Here is a 14,881-nt window from a genome sequence, read left to right as displayed (position 1 = left end):
TGGAGGCCAACGCCACAGGCCAACGCTGGAAGAACCCCGGTCACCGTGATGTTCTTGCAGTCATGAAGAAGATCGGATTCCTGAATTTCGGGCATTGGAGCTCTGTGCCCGGATCCCGTACCCCGGACGCCGGGGCCACCCTGGGCCAGACCATCGAGATGGCGGTGGCCGCTGAGGAGGCCGGTCTGGACGGAGCCTGGATCCGGTCCCACCACTTCCAGAACATGCTCTCCGCACCGTTCCCACTGCTGGCGGCGATGGGAGCGGCCACGAAGACCATCGACCTGGGCACCGGCGTGATCGACCTGCGGTACGAGAACCCCTTGTACATGGCCGAGGAGGCGGCGACGGCGGACCTCATCTCCGGCGGCCGGCTCCAGCTGGGCATCTCCCGCGGCTCTCCCGAGGCCGCCCGGGACGGGCAGCACCAGTTCGGCTACGACCTGCAGCCGGGCCAGTCCTGGTCCGAGCTGGCCCAGGCCCGAGGTGAGCGCTTCCGGGATGCCATCTCGGGCGGGCTCGTGGCGCACGCCGATCCGGATTCCGGCTGGGCGCAACCCGGCCAGGAGAAGCTGGCCATCCAGCCGCAGTCCCCCGGACTGGTGGACCGCATCTGGTGGGGCTCGGGCAACACCACCTCCGGTGTCCGGGCGGGAGAGCAGGGCTACAACCTGCTCTCCTCCACGCTGCTGCTGCAGGACGACGGCCGGCCGTTCCACGTCCAGCAGGCTGACCAGATCGCCCAGTACCGGCAGGCCTATGCCGCCTCCGGCCACACCACCGGCGGGATGACGGCGGTGACCCGTTCGGTGTTCCCGATCGTCTCCGCGCAGGACGATATGTACTTCGGCGGACGCCGCGAGCGTTCGGACTCCTCCGGTCACCTCGAGGGTGGCAAGGCCCGTGGCGGTCCGACGTACTCCGGCACCTTCGACGAGGTGGTGGAGCTCTTGCGCGCCGACGAGGCCGTTCAGTCGGCCGACTACGTGCTGATGGCCAACCCGAACCAGCTGGGCGTGGAGTACAACGCGCACCTGTTCACGCAGTGGGCCGAGGTGGCGCAGGCCCTGGGCTGGAAGTGAAGTAACTTTTAAGCATGGATCTCTGGGTTGTCTTGCTCCTCGTGCTGGCCGTGGTGGTCGGGCTCGGCGGGTGGGCCGGAGTGGCCGCCATCCAGCGCCGCATGCTGACAGTGAGGCAGGACCGGTGGCGTGCCCTGGAGAGCCGCTTCAACCAGGTGACCCTGGACGCTGACCGCTACGAGCGCAGCCCGGACGACGCGCTGGCGGCCCCCGGCTGGCTGGATCGTTCGAGCCCCGTGGTCCGCGGCTTCTCCGGGACGCTCAAGCGCGCTCAGAAGGATAGGGCCGAGCTGGAGCGATCGGTCTCCCGGGCGCCGGGCCGCGCCGGACGAGAGCTCGGCAGCGGGAGCCGGGATCCGGCGTCGGGCCTGAATCCCACCGAGCAGGACCTGCAGGAGTTCGAACTGCTCGTCGAACGACTGGAGGACGCCTACCGGGACACCGACCGCGCCGTGCGGTCCGTGGGCTGGACCCGCCCCGGAACGCTGCAGGTCCCCCATCCTCAGTTCCTCCTGGATCCCCGGTGGGGACGGTCCGCCATGCTCCCCCGCCTGGGCTCGCTCGAGCAGGCCAGCGCCACGCGGTCCGTGAAGGAGTTCCTCGATGCCACCTACCCCCTCCGCCGGGACACGGCCCTCAAGGCCTTGCGAGAACGGAGCACGGGTGCCGGCCACGCCCACCGTGCCCAGAAGGCCCTTGACCAGCTGATCCAGACCCGCCGGTACACCGCCGACCGCCACGGCTTCCTGTGGCCCGGCTCCACAGTGGTCGAGCACTGGGGCGTCTACCGCACCTTCGGCCGTGACGCGGACGTCAGCATCCAGGACATCCCCCCGGTGGAGGTCGCCAACGCCCTGTGGGTCCTGCTGCCCGCGGACCGGGGAATGCCGGACGAGGAACTGCTCGAACTGGCCCAGCAGCACCTGGCCCTGACCGCCGGATTCACGTCCGGTCTCACCCAGAGCCTCAACGACGGCATCGCCCGCGGGCTGAAGAGTCTGCCCGAGGGCGTACAGCGCACCATCAACGGCGCCGTCCCCCACGGAGCCTTCCTACCGACCTCTGCCCCGAAGATCCGGCAGTTGCTGAGCGAGGGCCTGCAGGAGGGACTGGTGACCGGCCGGCTGCAGCGGCAGCCCGACGGGCTCGTCCGGCGGCTGCGGAGCGGCTGGCCCAGCACCTACCGGCGATAGCTTCCGCTCCGGGCTCAGCTATCCGCCGTGAGCAACCGCTCCAGGTCCGGACGGTTGAGGATCTGCTGGCGCAAGGTGTCGCAGAGTCCTTCCAGCAGGGGCCATCCTGTCTCCGCCACTGACGAGGCGATGGCCTGGCGGGCGTAGACCACGCGGAAGTCGTGGGCGAAGGCGTCACGTCCGGTCGCCGCGATGCACGATTCGGCCGCCACCCCGGCCAGGATGATGGTCTGCGCGCCGACGGTCCGCAGTCGCTGGGCCAGGGAGGTCCCATGGAAGGCGCTGTCCCGGATCTTCTCCAGGTGTGTGGCCGGTTCCAGGTCCAGTCCGTCCAGCAGCCGGACCTGGGGCGTGCCGGGGAAGTTGAAGCCCTGATCGTCCTCGAGCATCTTCAGCGTCCAGGTCGACTTGTCCCGCGCGTGCACGGTGCTGACCACGAAGACGGGAATGCCGGCCTGGCGGGCACGTCCTGCCAGTCGGTTGGACTCCGCCACCATCAGTTCACGGTTGTCCCGTGAGGAGGGATCCTCGAAGAACCCCTCCTGCAGGTCGATGAAGACCACGGCGGTCGATAGCTCGGTCATGAATCCACCTTAGAGGTGGGAGCCTGGGAGACCGGCGCCGCGACGGATTTCGCCACCGCCACCGCGATGCCGGTGGTGATCGGTATCGCCAGCACCAGCCCGATCGAGCCGACGAGGATCCGCACGATCTCCTCGACGAGCTCGCCGGACATCAGGGTGTCCCAGAGGCTGCGGTCGTAGAGGGAGACCACCATCAGCACGGGCAGGGCCGCTCCGGCGTAGGCGAAGGCGATCGTGTACACGGTGGAGGCAATGTGGTCTCGGCCGATGCGCATCCCGGAGGCGAACAGCTCCCGCTTGGACACCGCGGGGTTCGCGGCCTGCAGCTCCCAGACGGCGGAGGCCTGGGTGATCGTGACGTCGTTGAGCACCCCGAGCCCGGCCACGAGCAGCCCGCACAGCACGATCCCGGACAGCCGCACCTCGGGGGCCACGGTGGCCAGGATGTAGGAGTACTCGTCCCCGAGGCCGGTGAGATACGCCGCATCCGTCCCCCACAACGCCAGCACGGCGGTGAGGGCCAGGCCGATCAGGGTCCCCAGCAACGCGGTGGTGGTCCGCAGCGAGAACCCGTGCGCGAAGTACAGCACCACGAGCATGATCAGGCAGCACCCGACCAACCCAATCCACAGCGGCGGACCGCCCTCCAGCAGTGCCGGGAACATGAAGCCGAACAGCACCGTGAAGGCCAGTCCGAGACCCACGATGGCCCGCAGACCCCGCCAACGGGCCACGGCCACCACCACCAGGGCATACAGCAGGGCCAGCACCACCACAGGGACGGTCCGCTCGAAGTCCACGAACACGTAGTCCGACTCCCCGGCGCCGGTGTCCCCGCCCGGCAGCGCGCTGAGGTCCAGGGCCTTGAGCCGGTCCCCCACCTCCACGTCCATGGAGGCACTGATCGACGTCGGAATGGGCACCACCGCGCTGTCGGTACCGCCACCGTCCGGATCCACCACGGCATCCACGCACGCCACCTGCGCGGCCGAGGGGTCCCCGGCCATCCCGCCGGTGGGAGTCTCCAGAGTCCCGGCCTCCGGGCCACAGTCCCGGGGCTGAAGCCCGGTGACGGTGCCCGTGACCATGGTGATGCCCTGCGAGGTCCCGTAGGGGTCGGCCAGGGAGAGTTCCTGGTGGGACCCGGACGGCCAGAGGGCGATCATGGCCGCGATCAGCACCACGGTGAGCGGGCCGAGGATCGCCGCAAGGGCGATGACCACCCGCCGGCGGCCTGACCCACCCGTCCCGGTCAGCGCCTCGTCGGCACCGGGCCCCGCCGGCAGTCCGTGGCCGTGGCCGTGTTCATGACTTAGCTCAGGACCGTGTTCAGGAGGCATCGGGCACATCGGTGGCCCAGATTCGCGTGTCCAGCAGCACCTGCGCGTGGCCGGTGGTGACCAGCTGGTCGAGGACCGGGGTGAGGATGTCCATGGAGTCGTCCACTTCGAGCTGGACCGGGTACTGCGTGGTCAGCAGGGCCAGGAGCGAGGCGGCCGCGGTCTGGGCGTCCACCCGCGCCAGTTCCGGGTTCCAGCCCAGCAGCACGTCGGTGGGATCCTCAGTGCGTTCCGGCGTGTAGGAGATGGCGAAGGCATCGATCCCGCCACCCTGGGCTTTGGGCTGGGAGCGCAGCACGACCGCTCCGGAGGCCCCCGTGGAGGGGCCGAGCAGCAGCTGCTGTGCCTGGCCAATGGTCAGATCGGACGGGTCCCAGCCATGCGTGGCCGCGTAGAACGCCGCCACCGCCTGCGTCAGCTCCACCGAACCCGTCGCCAGGTCCTCCACGGCCAGCCCGGTGCCGTCCAGTTCCGGAGCCTTGATGACCCCGGGCCCGACGGCGATGCGCCGGGAGCGCTGCAGCGGCGCGAATCCTTTCCCTGCCAGGAAGGTCGCGGCCGGGTGGTCAGCCGGGTGGTGCGCCGCGGCGCCGGTCCCGGCCACGTCCGGCGCGGTCTCCGGCAGCTCGTCCGCGGCCACGGCGAAGCGGGTCTTGAGCTCCGTGGTCGCCAACGCCCCCTCGGCGCGGGCGGCCTCAGCCTCGGCGCGCAGTGCGGTCAGCAGTGCGGTGGCGAGGCCGCGGCCCCGCAACTCGCGAGCCGTCTCGGCGTAGAACCAGAGGCGCTGCGGATGTACGGAGGAGGCATACACGACCGCGGCGGCGACCGGGATGCCCTCGTCCTCCGCCACCAGGCACCGGGCCCAGGGCTCGTCCGGCCGGGTACTCGAGGGGCGCAGCATGGCGCGGTCCTGGTGGTGCTGGGCGTCGGTGGGGTCTCCCCACAACTCCAGGAGCCGCAGGTCGTCTCCCTCGGCCCACGGCCGGAGGGAGACACCCGCTGGGAGCTGGGGGCCGGCGTCGGGAACCGTCATCTGTACCCCTCCCCTTACTTGGACAGCCGCTCGAACAGCCAGCCGCGCACCTGGTCCAGGGCCACGCGCTCCTGGGACATGGAGTCGCGTTCGCGGATGGTGACGGCCTGGTCCTCAAGGGAGTCGAAGTCCACGGTGATGCAGAACGGGGTGCCGATCTCGTCCTGGCGGCGATAGCGGCGGCCGATGGCGCCGGCGTCGTCATAGTCGATGTTCCAGACCCCGCGCAGCTCGTCCGCCAGGCGCTTGGCCGTGGGTACAAGCTCCTCCTTGCGGGAGAGCGGCAGGACGGCGGCCTTGACCGGGGCCAGCCGCGGATCCAGGCCCAGGACGGTCCGCACATCCGTGCCGCCCTTGGTGTTGGGCGCCTCCTCCTCGCGGTAGGCGTCCACCAGGAAGGCCATCATCGATCGCGTGAGACCGAAGCTGGGCTCGATCACGTACGGGGTGTAGCGCTCGCCGGAGGTCTGGTCGAAGTACTGCATCTTCGTTCCGGAGGCTGAAGTGTGGGAGTTCAGATCGAAGTCCGTGCGGTTGGCGATGCCCATGAGCTCGCCCCACTCGGATCCGGCGAAGCCGAACTTGTACTCCAGGTCGATCGTGGCATCGGAGTAGTGGGCGCGCTCGCCGTCCGGGACGTCGAAGCGGCGCATGTTGTCCGGGTTGATGCCCAGGTCGATGAACCAGTTCCAGCAGGCCTCCACCCAGGTGTTGAAGTGCTCCGTGGCGGCTTCGGGGTGGGTGAAGTACTCGATCTCCATCTGCTCGAACTCGCGGGTGCGGAAGATGAAGTTGCCCGGGGTGATCTCGTTGCGGAAGGCCTTGCCGATCTGCCCGATGCCGAACGGGGGCTTGCGGCGGGCGGCGTTGACCACGTTGAGGAAGTTCACGAAGATGCCCTGAGCGGTTTCGGGGCGCAGGTAGTGCAGGCCCTCCTCGTTGTCCACGGGGCCCAGGAACGTCTTCATCAGCCCGGAGAACATCTGCGGTTCGGTCCAGGATCCGCGGGTGCCGCAATCGGGGCAGGCGATCTCGTCCATGCCGCCGATCCCGCCCGTGGGGGCACGGCCCTTCTTGGCGACGAAGCCCTCGATGAGGTGGTCCTGGCGGTGGCGCTTGTGGCAGGACGTGCACTCGACCAGCGGGTCGGTGAAGGTGGCCACGTGACCGGAGGCGTTCCACACGGCCGAGGGCAGGATGATGGCGGAGTCGAGGCCGACCATGTCCTCACGGCCGCGCACGAAGGTGTTCCACCACTGCGTCTTGATGTTGTCCTTGAGCTCCACACCCAGGGGCCCGTAGTCCCACGCCGAGCGGGAGCCGCCGTAGATCTCTCCGGCCTGGAACACGAAGCCGCGTCGCTTCGCGAGGGAGATGACCTGGTCGAGGGTGGTCTTGGGGGCCATGGGGGCATCACATCCGTGTCTGTTACTTCGGCCGCTGGCTGCGGTCAGCGCACTGGAGCCGGCGCGCGTGGCACGCCGGCATTCGTCGGTTACCGGCCCAGTCTAGGTCCCCAGCGGGCCGCGGCTGGTGCACCGGCACGGATCTCGGGCCACAATGGAGGTATGTCCGAGCACCCGAGCCCCGAGTCCCTTCACCGTCACCGCCGCGCCCCCGAGGCCCCGTCCGCACATCCGGCACCACTGGAGATCCGCGACGGGATGATCCGGCTGGGGCAGGCCCTGAAGCTGGCCAACCTGGTCGAGGACGGGGCGGACGCACGCGCGGTGATCGAGGCCGGCCTGGTCCAGGTCAACGGGGATCCGGAGACCCGCCGCGGCCGCCAGCTGCACCCCGGGGACGTGTTCGAGTTCTCCGGCGAGGCCGTGAAGGTGGTCCCGTCCGGGAGCTGAAGGCTCGGTGCTCCGTGCGCTGAGGGCTGATTACTTCACCACGTAGTCCAGGAACTCCCCCACGTGACGCAGTTCCTGCGGGCCGATGCCGTGGCCGATTCCGGCGTAGAGCACCTTGGTCATGTTCACGTGCTCGTTCATCCAGGCGTGCGTGTACTCGATCTTGTCCGGTGTGATGACCGGGTCGGCCTGGTCCCGGCCCCAGAACACCGGGGGCTTGACCGCCTTGACGGCCTCGTCATCGAAGAATCCGGCCAGGGGGCCGGCACCGGACACCTCCGAGGGCACGACGCCGGCCTCCGGTGTTGCGGATTCGGCACCGGGCACCATGGTCGGGTCGATCGCGAAGCCGGAGAGCCCGACGACGCAGGCATAGGCCTGCGGTTCCCGGCGCAGCAGCGAGGTGGCCATCGCCATGCCCATGGAGAATCCCAGCAGGGAGGTGCTCGCGAAGTCCGGCCGCTGCGCGGCCACCCACTCCTGGAGGTCCTCGATGGCGGCCCGAACCGCCAGGGGTGAGGACTGCAGGGAGTTGGTCAGCGGAAACCACGTGTAGCCACCGTGATCCATGACCAGCGGTGCTCGCACCGAGGCGATCGTGAACTTCTCCGGCAGCTCCGGGACGATCCCGAACAGGTCGTTCTCGTCCGCGCCGTAGCCGTGCAGCACCACCAGCAGGTGCGTCCCCCCGCGCTCGGCCTCGGGGCGGGACCAACGGACGAACGGTTCTGTGGGCTCGGAATGGGACGGGTCGGGAGTCTGCGGTTCGGTCATGATCCCAGCGTAGGCGAGGAGTCCTGGACGCGTTCTGTCAGTACTGCGTAGTGACCGATGGGTAACCAGGCATTTAGGATCGTGGCATGTCTGGTTCCTCGGCTCCTCCGCATTCTGACGCGTCTCTGTATTCCGACGCGCCCCTGCACCCGATCCACCCCTGGCGCCGCTACGTGGCTCTGGGGGACTCGTTCACCGAGGGCATCGGCGACCCGGACCCGCAGCGGCCTGGCTCTCACCGTGGCTGGGCGGACCGGGTGGCTGAGGAGCTCGCCCACCGAGTCCCGGACAGCGAGCACTTCTCCTATGCCAACCTGGCCATCCGCGGCCGCCTGATCGACCAGATCGCCGCCGAGCAGACCACGCCGGCCATCGAGCTGAAACCGGACCTCATCACCCTCTGCGCCGGCGGGAACGACGTGATCCGGCCGGGCGGGGACCCGGACGCAATCGCCGAGAAGCTGGACGACCTGGTCGGGAACCTCGCCGCCGGCGGGGCCACGGTGGTGCTCTTCACCGGCCCGGACATCCGTGACACCCCCGTGATGGGCCGCATCCGCGGCAAGGTGGCGATCTACAACGAGAACGTGCACACCGTGGCCTTACGGCACGAGGCTGTGGTGGCGGATCTATGGGCCCTGCGCGAGCTGACCCGGAAGGAGATGTGGGCCGCGGACCGGCTGCACTTCTCCCCCACAGGGCACCACACGATCACCGCCATGGTGCTGGAGACCCTCAACGTCCCCCACGACCTGGTGCCGATGGAGCCGAAGCCACCGGTGCCGCGCACGTGGCGTCAAGCAGCCACCGAGGACGTGCACTGGGCCCGCGAGCACCTGATGCCCTGGGTGCTGCGGCGGTTGCGTCGGCAGTCCTCCGGTGACGGACTGTCCCCGAAGCGACCACTCGCCGAGCCGATGTTCGGGCACCCGATGCCCCAGGGCGCGGACACCTCCGGACACTAGGGCTGCCGGGCTCAACCCGGGGGCGTCGAGGGCTCCCCCCATCGAGGACGCGGTGGGATAATTCTCCTGCGGGGAACGATTCCTCGCATCTTCCAGGAAGTCCCGTCATGTCAACGACGCCTGTGCCCGAACCATCCGATCTGGACCTGAAGAAGAAGCATCGAGGGATGTGGGCCTCGGGCGATTACCCCACCATGGTGGAGAGGTTTCTCCTGCCCCTGGGACCACGCCTGGTCCGCGCCGCCGGAATCGGCGCTGGGGACCGCGTCCTCGACGTGGCCGCCGGCACGGGCAACGCCTCCCTTCCGGCCGCTGCCGCCGGGGCCGCGGTCACCGCCAGCGATCTCACCCCGGAGCTGCTCGACGCCGGCCGTCGCCGGGCAGAGGCGGAGAACCTCGACCTCGAATGGGTCGAGGCCGACGCTGAGCACCTCCCCTTCGGGCAGGGCTCCTACGACGTGGTGATGTCATCGATCGGTGTCATGTTCGCGCCCCATCATCAGCCATCCGCCGACGAGATGGTGCGGGTCTGCCGGCCCGGCGGAAGGATCGCCCTGCTGAGCTGGACTCCGGAGGGCATGGTGGGCGCGCTTTTCCGGACCATGAAGCCGTTCGCACCGGCGCCACCACCCGGGGCGCAACCGGCACCCTTATGGGGCAGCGCTGACCACCTGGCCGAGCTCTTCGGCGGACGGGTCCAGTTCCACTCCGCCGATCGTGGGGTCTTGGAGGTCACGGCCTTCCCGCGACCCGGTGACTTCGCCGCGCACTTCACCGCGTCCTACGGCCCCACCATCTCCACTCGGGCCCATGCCAGGAGCCAGGGCCTGCTGGACGAATTCGACGCCGCGCTCGATGACCTGATGACGACCTGGAACCGCGGAACCGCCGACGCAGCCCGGTTCGAGATGGAGTACCTGCTCTCCGTCGGCACCAGGAGCTGAACCCCATGCGCAGGACAACGGACTCAGAACCCCTCTCGGCAGCGATGTTGCGCACGGTGGCCGAGAGTTCCACGGCGGAACGCCTGGCCGAGGCCCAGCGATTCGTCTACGGGCCGATCCTCGACCGGGTGCGCCACAGCCCCTTCCACACCAACGCCCTCGGCCACTCGATACACCCGCCCCTCACCGACATCACCCTCGGTAGTTGGATGGGGGCCTCCCTCCTCGACCTGGCCGGCGGGACGCCGTCACGCCGCGGCGCCACGCTGCTGGTCTCGGCGGGGTTGCTGGCCGCGATTCCGACAGCCCTCGCCGGCGCTGCCGATTGGACGGAGACCGAAGGGGCCGATCACCGGATCGGCGCGGTCCACGCGCTGGGAACGGACGCCGCCGTCTTCCTGTTCCTGGGATCTCTCGTCGCCCGCCTCCGCGGCCGTCACGCCCTCGGGGTCGGACTGGCTGCGGCCGGCAACGCCGTCGCGGCATCTGCAGGCTTCCTCGGCGGCCACCTGGCCCTGACACGGGGCACCGCGGGCCGGGCCGGGCCGACTGAGCGCGTCGGGTGAGGACCTAGAGTCCGAGCACCCGCGTCATCTCCGCGGCCACCTGGTCCAGGTCCGTCAGGAACCCGTCATGACCGATCGGCGAATCGATCATGTGCACCGGCACGTCACCGGGCAGTTGGCGGGCGAGCTCCTGGGACTGGCCCGGGAAGTACAGGCGGTCGGACTCGACGGCGGCGATGAACGGTGTCACCCGGATGGAGCCGAGCACCTCCGCCTCCGGCCCGCGGCCGCGGGAGACGTCGTGGCTCATCAGGGCCTCGGTCAGCACCAGGTAGCTGTTGGCGTCGAAGCGCTTGACCAGCTTGGCCGCCTGGTAGTCCAGGTAGGACTCGACCTGATAGCGCCCCTGCCGCCGGACCGGCTCGCCGAACGGGTTCTCCTCGGGCTGCGCGGCGCGGCCGAAGCGGGCGACCATGTCCGGTTCGGACCGGTAGGTGATGTGCGCGATCTTGCGGGCGATGCCCAGGCCGCCGTCCGGCGTCGGGCCCGGGTAGTAGTCCCCGCCGCGGAAGTTCGGGTCCAGGTTGATGGACTGCACCTGCGCCTGGGCGAAGGCGATCTGCTCGGCGGTCGAGTGCGCGCCACAGGCGATGACGGCCATGCCGGCCACACGGTCGGGGTAGGTCGCAGCCCACTCCAGGGCGCGGGCGCCGCCCATGGAGCCGCCGATGACCGCCTGGAAGCGCTCGATGCCCAGCGCGTCGGCCAACCGCGCCTCGGCATGGACGGAATCGCGGATGGTGGTGAACGGGAAACGTGAACCCCAGGGGTCACCCTCCGGGTCCAGCGAGGACGGGCCGGTACTCCCGTAGCAACCGCCCAGGATGTTCGGGGCGATCACGAACCAGGTGTTGGTGTCGATGGCGCAGCCGGGGCCGACGACGCCCTCCCACCAGCCCTCCTCCGGATCACCGGAGGAGGCCGCCACGTGCGTGGACCCGGTCAGGGCATGCAGCACCAGCACGGCGTTCGACTTCTCGGCGTTGAGCCTGCCCCAGGTCTCGTAGGCGATCTCCGCCTCCGGCAGATGCCCGCCGGTCTCGAAGTCCAGGGCGCCGATGAGCTGGGTGCGAAGGCCGCCCTCGGGCAGGCCTGTGGCAGTCGGCTGGGGGGTGGTGGTGGTCATGCGAATACCTCCGGACCTAGGCGCTCACGTCGGCCGCGGCGAAGCCGTTGTCAAGATCGGCCAGGATGTCCTCGATGCTCTCCACACCCACGGACAGGCGGACCAGGCCGGGGGTCACGCCGGCGGCACGCTGCTCCTCCTCCGTGAGCTGGGAGTGCGTGGTGGACGCCGGGTGGATGACGAGCGAGCGGACGTCGCCAATGTTGGCCACGTGGTGGTGCAGCTGCAGGGCGTCCACGAACCGGGCCCCGGCCTCGCGGCCGCCGGCGATCTCGAAGGAGACGAAGCCGGCCGGACCCTGCGGCAGGTACTGCTTGGCGCGCTCATGCCACCGGCTGGAGGCCAGGCCGGGGTAGATGACCGTCTCGGCCAGGGCGTGGCCCTCCAGGTACTCGGCCACCTGGCGGGCATTCTCCACGTGGCGCTCCATGCGCAGGGACAGCGTCTCCAGCCCCAGGTTGAGGAGGAAGGCGTTGAAGGGGCTGATCGCACTGCCGTAGTCGCGCAGCAACTGGACCCGCGCCTTGAGCACGAAGGCCAGGTTGGCGCCGAGGATGCCGTCCACACCGAGGTCCCGGGCGAAGACGATCCCGTTGTAGCTCTCATCCGGGGTGTTGAAGCCCGGGAAGCGCTCCGGCTGGGCGGCGAAGTCGAAGGTGCCGCCGTCCACGATCACACCGCCCATGGCCGCGGCGTGGCCGCCGAGGTATTTGGTGGCGGAGTGGACCACGATGTCCGCGCCGTGCTCGATCGGACGCAGCAGGTACGGGGTGGCCAGGGTGTTGTCCACGATCAGCGGCACCCCGGCCCCATGGGCGACGTCGGCGACGGCGCGGATGTCCAGCACGTCCCCGCGGGGGTTGCCGAGGGTCTCACCGAACAGCGCCTTGGTGTTGTCCTGAATGGCGTTCTTCCACCCCTCCGGGCTGTCCGGATCCTGCACGAAGGAGGTGGTGATGCCGATCTTGGCCAGGGTGTGCTTGAACAGATTCTGGGTGCCGCCGTACAGCGAGGCGGACACGACGATGTGGTCACCCGCCCCGGCGAGGTTGAGGATAGAGAAGGTGGTGGCGGCCTGGCCCGAGGCCAGCAGCAGTGCCCCGACCCCGCCCTCCAGGGCGGCGATCTTGCCCTCGACGGCTTCCTGGGTGGGATTGCCGATGCGGGAGTAGATCGGGCCGAGGTCCTTCAACGCGAAGCGGTCCGCGGCGACCTCCGCGGAGGGGAAGTCGAACGAGTTCGACTGGATGATCGGCAGCACGGTGGCGCCGTAGGGGTTCTCCTCCGGGATCCCGGCATGGATCTGGCGGGTCTCGAAGCCCCACTGGGCCGGATCGGGGGCGGCCTCGGCGTTCGGGGTGCTATTGGGGGTGTCAGTCACGTGACGACTCCTGTCAGTCCAGGGCCACCTGCGTGATGCCGGCGGGCAGGGACATCGTCCAGCAACCCGACGCGGCGTGGTGGCCCGCGCTTGCCGGTGCCGGTTGGCACCTGCCTGGTCCTCACCCGGGGCACCCCACCGCGAGCTGGAGGGTTGCCGGCCAGCAAGCCGGGGCTTGATGCTGGCACTCATGACCTTCGTCAAGTCTGCCAGATCGGCTCCGGGGATTCATCCCCGTCCGCCCTGGGGCGTCGCATTGCGCCTCACGGGGCTTCTGTGGCCAGCGTGCTCGCGGGCGCCGACACCCGGCGCCCGCCGAGGGTCACTCCTGTGACCTCGAGCACATTTCAAGTGAGGTTAACCTAACCTGTCCGTGACTGAAGAAAGTGCGACGATATGGGCATGATGCGCCTGGATCACGTCTCGTACGCCGTTGGACCCGAAGAAGGACTCGCCGCCACGGTGGCCCGCCTCGCCGAAACGCTCGGCATCGAGCGCGTCAAGGGCGGTGTTCACCCCCGTTTCGGCACGCGCAATGCGATCTTCCCGCTGCGCAACCGCCAGTACCTCGAGGTGGTCGAGGTGCTGGACCACCCCTCCTCCGAGAAGGCTCCGTTCGGCCAGGCCGTGCGCGCCCGCTCCGAGATGGGCGGCGGCTGGATGGGCTGGTGTGTCACCGTGGACGACCTCGCACCGTTCGAGGAGCGCTTGGAGCGCCAGTCCGTGCCCGGCAACCGCAAATTCCCGGACGGCCGGGAACTCACGTGGCGCCAGATCGGCATCAAGGGCCTCATCGCCGACCCCCAGGTCCCATATGTCTTGCGCTGGGATGATGGCACCGAAGACCTGCACCCCTCGCAGGCCCACACACCCCAGGCCGAACTGTCCTCCATCACGATCGCCGGCTCCCGCGACCGCGTGCGCGGCTGGCTGGGCCTGGACGATCCGGACGAGACGGTCGGGGACCTCAACGTGGTCTTCGAATCGCCCTCCGGCACCCCCGGCATCCTCGAGGTCACCTTCGAGACCCCCAAGGGCACCGTCACGCTCTGACTCCACGCACCACCCTGCGTTGAGTCCGGAGGGATTCACCTCTCAGCCCCGATAAACGTGAATCCCTCCAGGCTCACGTCACGGATTCAGGTGCTGAACAGGCCCGCCGCCGCCAGCAGCGGGTACGCCACGAATCCGGCGGCATCCAGGAGGAAGTGCGCGATCACCAGCGGCATCACCCTCCGGTATCTCAGGTAGACCGCGCCGAACACCAGCCCCATGAGCAGATTGCCGATCCCGGGCCCCACCCCCTGGTAGAGGTGGTAGGCGCCGCGCAGGACGGCGCAGCCCACCAGCACGGTGACGGGATTCAAGGGAACGACGGCGCCGCTCGCCCAGGTGCGCAGCCCACCCTCACTGCCGGGCCTGTTCGGATCGAGCCCGGCGCGCCGCTGCTGCAGGTAGCCGAGCCGGTCGAAGAGCCACGCCATCACGATGATCTCCTCCAGCAGCCCGTGCCGCAGCGCGGAGAACAGCAGCACCGGGGTACTCCACCAGTACTCGGTCAGGGCGCTGCCAACGATGGCCGTGGTGACGCCGGCGGCCCGTCCGGCCGCGTAGACCGCCAGGGTCCCGAGGCCGATCGCCAGGAACAGTCCGATTCCGAGGACCACGTCCCTGCCCGGCCGGCGGAAGTCCAGGCCGAAGGTGCGGAGCGGGTTGCGCCCCCGGATCCACACCAGGTGCAGCACCAGCAGCACCGGGACCAGGGCGAAACCGATATCCAGCAGCTGGTACATCAGGTCGAAGTACTGCCGATCGTCCAGCGCCGGGTTCAGCGTGGTGGTCTGCCCGGACAGGGGCGCCTGCGTCCACTTGTCGATGAGATTGACGATCGCGTAGACGGCCGACTTCCCCAGGGACAGCGCCAGCACAATGGCGATCTCCCAGCGGACCGTCCGGGCAGAGGGGGCCGCCAGGGCCTCGAGCCCTCCTGCCACTACCGGACGGGTCGGCGGAGTCGGGGCGTTCGGAGACGACGAA

The 14,881-nt window shown here is 69.5% G+C and carries 15 protein-coding genes and 1 riboswitch; of the genes, 7 read left to right on the top strand and 8 right to left on the bottom strand.

What is annotated here, in order from left to right; all coding sequences use genetic code 11:
- Positions 1 to 62: 62 nt before the first annotated feature.
- The gene (locus BOSE125_RS02990; RefSeq protein WP_159549741.1) at positions 63 to 1,082 is read left to right on the top strand and encodes an LLM class flavin-dependent oxidoreductase; all 1,020 of its coding nucleotides are present in this window, start codon (positions 63 to 65) and stop codon (positions 1,080 to 1,082) included.
- 14 nt (positions 1,083 to 1,096) lie between these two features.
- On the top strand, positions 1,097 to 2,275 hold the full coding sequence (locus BOSE125_RS02985) for a hypothetical protein (RefSeq protein WP_159549738.1): 1,179 nt from the start codon (positions 1,097 to 1,099) through the stop codon (positions 2,273 to 2,275).
- Positions 2,276 to 2,289: 14 nt separating this feature from the next.
- On the opposite strand, the gene BOSE125_RS02980 is transcribed toward BOSE125_RS02985, so the two are convergent.
- The 4 genes from BOSE125_RS02980 to BOSE125_RS02965 are packed head-to-tail and all read right to left on the bottom strand — an operon-like array spanning position 2,290 to position 6,638.
- On the bottom strand, positions 2,290 to 2,859 hold the full coding sequence (locus BOSE125_RS02980; protein WP_159549735.1) for a cysteine hydrolase family protein: 570 nt from the start codon (positions 2,857 to 2,859) through the stop codon (positions 2,290 to 2,292).
- The gene (locus BOSE125_RS02975; protein WP_159549732.1) at positions 2,856 to 4,199 is read right to left on the bottom strand and encodes a YibE/F family protein; all 1,344 of its coding nucleotides are present in this window, start codon (positions 4,197 to 4,199) and stop codon (positions 2,856 to 2,858) included. The genes BOSE125_RS02980 and BOSE125_RS02975 overlap by 4 nt, the downstream gene beginning before the upstream one ends.
- Positions 4,189 to 5,232 carry a GNAT family N-acetyltransferase gene (locus BOSE125_RS02970; RefSeq protein WP_159549729.1) on the bottom strand — a complete coding sequence of 348 codons (1,044 nt, stop codon included), beginning with the start codon at positions 5,230 to 5,232 and terminating at the stop codon, positions 4,189 to 4,191. The genes BOSE125_RS02975 and BOSE125_RS02970 overlap by 11 nt, the downstream gene beginning before the upstream one ends.
- A 14-nt stretch (positions 5,233 to 5,246) precedes the next feature.
- Positions 5,247 to 6,638 carry a glycine--tRNA ligase gene (locus BOSE125_RS02965; protein ID WP_159549726.1) on the bottom strand — a complete coding sequence of 464 codons (1,392 nt, stop codon included), beginning with the start codon at positions 6,636 to 6,638 and terminating at the stop codon, positions 5,247 to 5,249.
- A gap of 162 nt (positions 6,639 to 6,800) precedes the next feature.
- Here BOSE125_RS02965 and BOSE125_RS02960 point away from each other — a divergent pair, with 162 nt between their 5' ends.
- A complete protein-coding gene (locus tag BOSE125_RS02960) occupies positions 6,801 to 7,088 on the top strand; it encodes an RNA-binding S4 domain-containing protein (protein WP_159549723.1) in 288 nt (95 codons plus the stop codon).
- 30 nt (positions 7,089 to 7,118) lie between these two features.
- Here the strand turns inward: BOSE125_RS02960 and BOSE125_RS02955 are convergent, their stop codons facing one another.
- A complete protein-coding gene (locus tag BOSE125_RS02955; protein ID WP_159549720.1) occupies positions 7,119 to 7,862 on the bottom strand; it encodes an alpha/beta hydrolase in 744 nt (247 codons plus the stop codon).
- 86 nt (positions 7,863 to 7,948) lie between these two features.
- On the opposite strand from BOSE125_RS02955, the gene BOSE125_RS02950 reads away from it, so the two are divergent.
- The 3 genes from BOSE125_RS02950 to BOSE125_RS02940 all read left to right on the top strand — a co-directional run bounded on the left by BOSE125_RS02950 (position 7,949) and on the right by BOSE125_RS02940 (position 10,337).
- The gene (locus BOSE125_RS02950) at positions 7,949 to 8,827 is read left to right on the top strand and encodes an SGNH/GDSL hydrolase family protein (RefSeq protein ID WP_159549717.1); all 879 of its coding nucleotides are present in this window, start codon (positions 7,949 to 7,951) and stop codon (positions 8,825 to 8,827) included.
- 107 nt (positions 8,828 to 8,934) lie between these two features.
- On the top strand, positions 8,935 to 9,771 hold the full coding sequence (locus tag BOSE125_RS02945; protein WP_159549714.1) for a class I SAM-dependent methyltransferase: 837 nt from the start codon (positions 8,935 to 8,937) through the stop codon (positions 9,769 to 9,771).
- Positions 9,772 to 9,776: 5 nt separating this feature from the next.
- A complete protein-coding gene (locus BOSE125_RS02940; RefSeq protein WP_159549711.1) occupies positions 9,777 to 10,337 on the top strand; it encodes a DUF2231 domain-containing protein in 561 nt (186 codons plus the stop codon).
- A 4-nt stretch (positions 10,338 to 10,341) separates the two neighbouring features.
- On the opposite strand, the gene BOSE125_RS02935 is transcribed toward BOSE125_RS02940, so the two are convergent.
- Positions 10,342 to 11,463, bottom strand: a complete 1,122-nt coding sequence (locus BOSE125_RS02935) for a homoserine O-acetyltransferase (RefSeq protein WP_159549708.1) — start codon at positions 11,461 to 11,463, stop codon at positions 10,342 to 10,344.
- A gap of 16 nt (positions 11,464 to 11,479) precedes the next feature.
- Positions 11,480 to 12,844 (bottom strand): O-acetylhomoserine aminocarboxypropyltransferase/cysteine synthase family protein, encoded by a 1,365-nt coding sequence (locus BOSE125_RS02930; protein ID WP_159549705.1) that lies wholly within the window; start codon positions 12,842 to 12,844, stop codon positions 11,480 to 11,482.
- 81 nt (positions 12,845 to 12,925) lie between these two features.
- Positions 12,926 to 13,040: riboswitch (SAM riboswitch) on the bottom strand.
- Positions 13,041 to 13,240: 200 nt separating this feature from the next.
- On the opposite strand from BOSE125_RS02930, the gene BOSE125_RS02925 reads away from it, so the two are divergent.
- Positions 13,241 to 13,897 carry a VOC family protein gene (locus BOSE125_RS02925; RefSeq protein ID WP_159549702.1) on the top strand — a complete coding sequence of 219 codons (657 nt, stop codon included), beginning with the start codon at positions 13,241 to 13,243 and terminating at the stop codon, positions 13,895 to 13,897.
- 86 nt (positions 13,898 to 13,983) lie between these two features.
- On the opposite strand, the gene BOSE125_RS02920 is transcribed toward BOSE125_RS02925, so the two are convergent.
- Complete coding sequence (locus tag BOSE125_RS02920) at positions 13,984 to 14,838, bottom strand: CPBP family intramembrane glutamic endopeptidase (protein WP_236558122.1); 855 nt, start codon at positions 14,836 to 14,838, stop codon at positions 13,984 to 13,986.
- Positions 14,839 to 14,881 lie beyond the last annotated feature (43 nt).

The sequence above is a fragment of the Citricoccus sp. K5 genome, assembly GCF_902506195.1.
Lineage (GTDB): Bacteria > Actinomycetota > Actinomycetes > Actinomycetales > Micrococcaceae > Citricoccus.
The sequence above is the reverse complement of the archived record's forward strand: the minus strand, read 5'-3'. Positions and strand labels throughout refer to the sequence as shown.

Coding starts and splice junctions, on each gene's coding strand:
- BOSE125_RS02955 (WP_159549720.1), bottom strand. CDS start 7,862: ATGACCGAACCGCAGACTCCCGACCCGTCCCATTCCGAGCCCACAGAA.
- BOSE125_RS02960 (WP_159549723.1), top strand. CDS start 6,801: ATGTCCGAGCACCCGAGCCCCGAGTCCCTTCACCGTCACCGCCGCGCC.
- BOSE125_RS02965 (WP_159549726.1), bottom strand. CDS start 6,638: ATGGCCCCCAAGACCACCCTCGACCAGGTCATCTCCCTCGCGAAGCGA.
- BOSE125_RS02935 (WP_159549708.1), bottom strand. CDS start 11,463: ATGACCACCACCACCCCCCAGCCGACTGCCACAGGCCTGCCCGAGGGC.
- BOSE125_RS02970 (WP_159549729.1), bottom strand. CDS start 5,232: ATGACGGTTCCCGACGCCGGCCCCCAGCTCCCAGCGGGTGTCTCCCTC.
- BOSE125_RS02975 (WP_159549732.1), bottom strand. CDS start 4,199: ATGCCTCCTGAACACGGTCCTGAGCTAAGTCATGAACACGGCCACGGC.
- BOSE125_RS02945 (WP_159549714.1), top strand. CDS start 8,935: ATGTCAACGACGCCTGTGCCCGAACCATCCGATCTGGACCTGAAGAAG.
- BOSE125_RS02990 (WP_159549741.1), top strand. CDS start 63: ATGAAGAAGATCGGATTCCTGAATTTCGGGCATTGGAGCTCTGTGCCC.
- BOSE125_RS02980 (WP_159549735.1), bottom strand. CDS start 2,859: ATGACCGAGCTATCGACCGCCGTGGTCTTCATCGACCTGCAGGAGGGG.
- BOSE125_RS02925 (WP_159549702.1), top strand. CDS start 13,241: ATGGGCATGATGCGCCTGGATCACGTCTCGTACGCCGTTGGACCCGAA.
- BOSE125_RS02950 (WP_159549717.1), top strand. CDS start 7,949: ATGTCTGGTTCCTCGGCTCCTCCGCATTCTGACGCGTCTCTGTATTCC.
- BOSE125_RS02985 (WP_159549738.1), top strand. CDS start 1,097: ATGGATCTCTGGGTTGTCTTGCTCCTCGTGCTGGCCGTGGTGGTCGGG.
- BOSE125_RS02940 (WP_159549711.1), top strand. CDS start 9,777: ATGCGCAGGACAACGGACTCAGAACCCCTCTCGGCAGCGATGTTGCGC.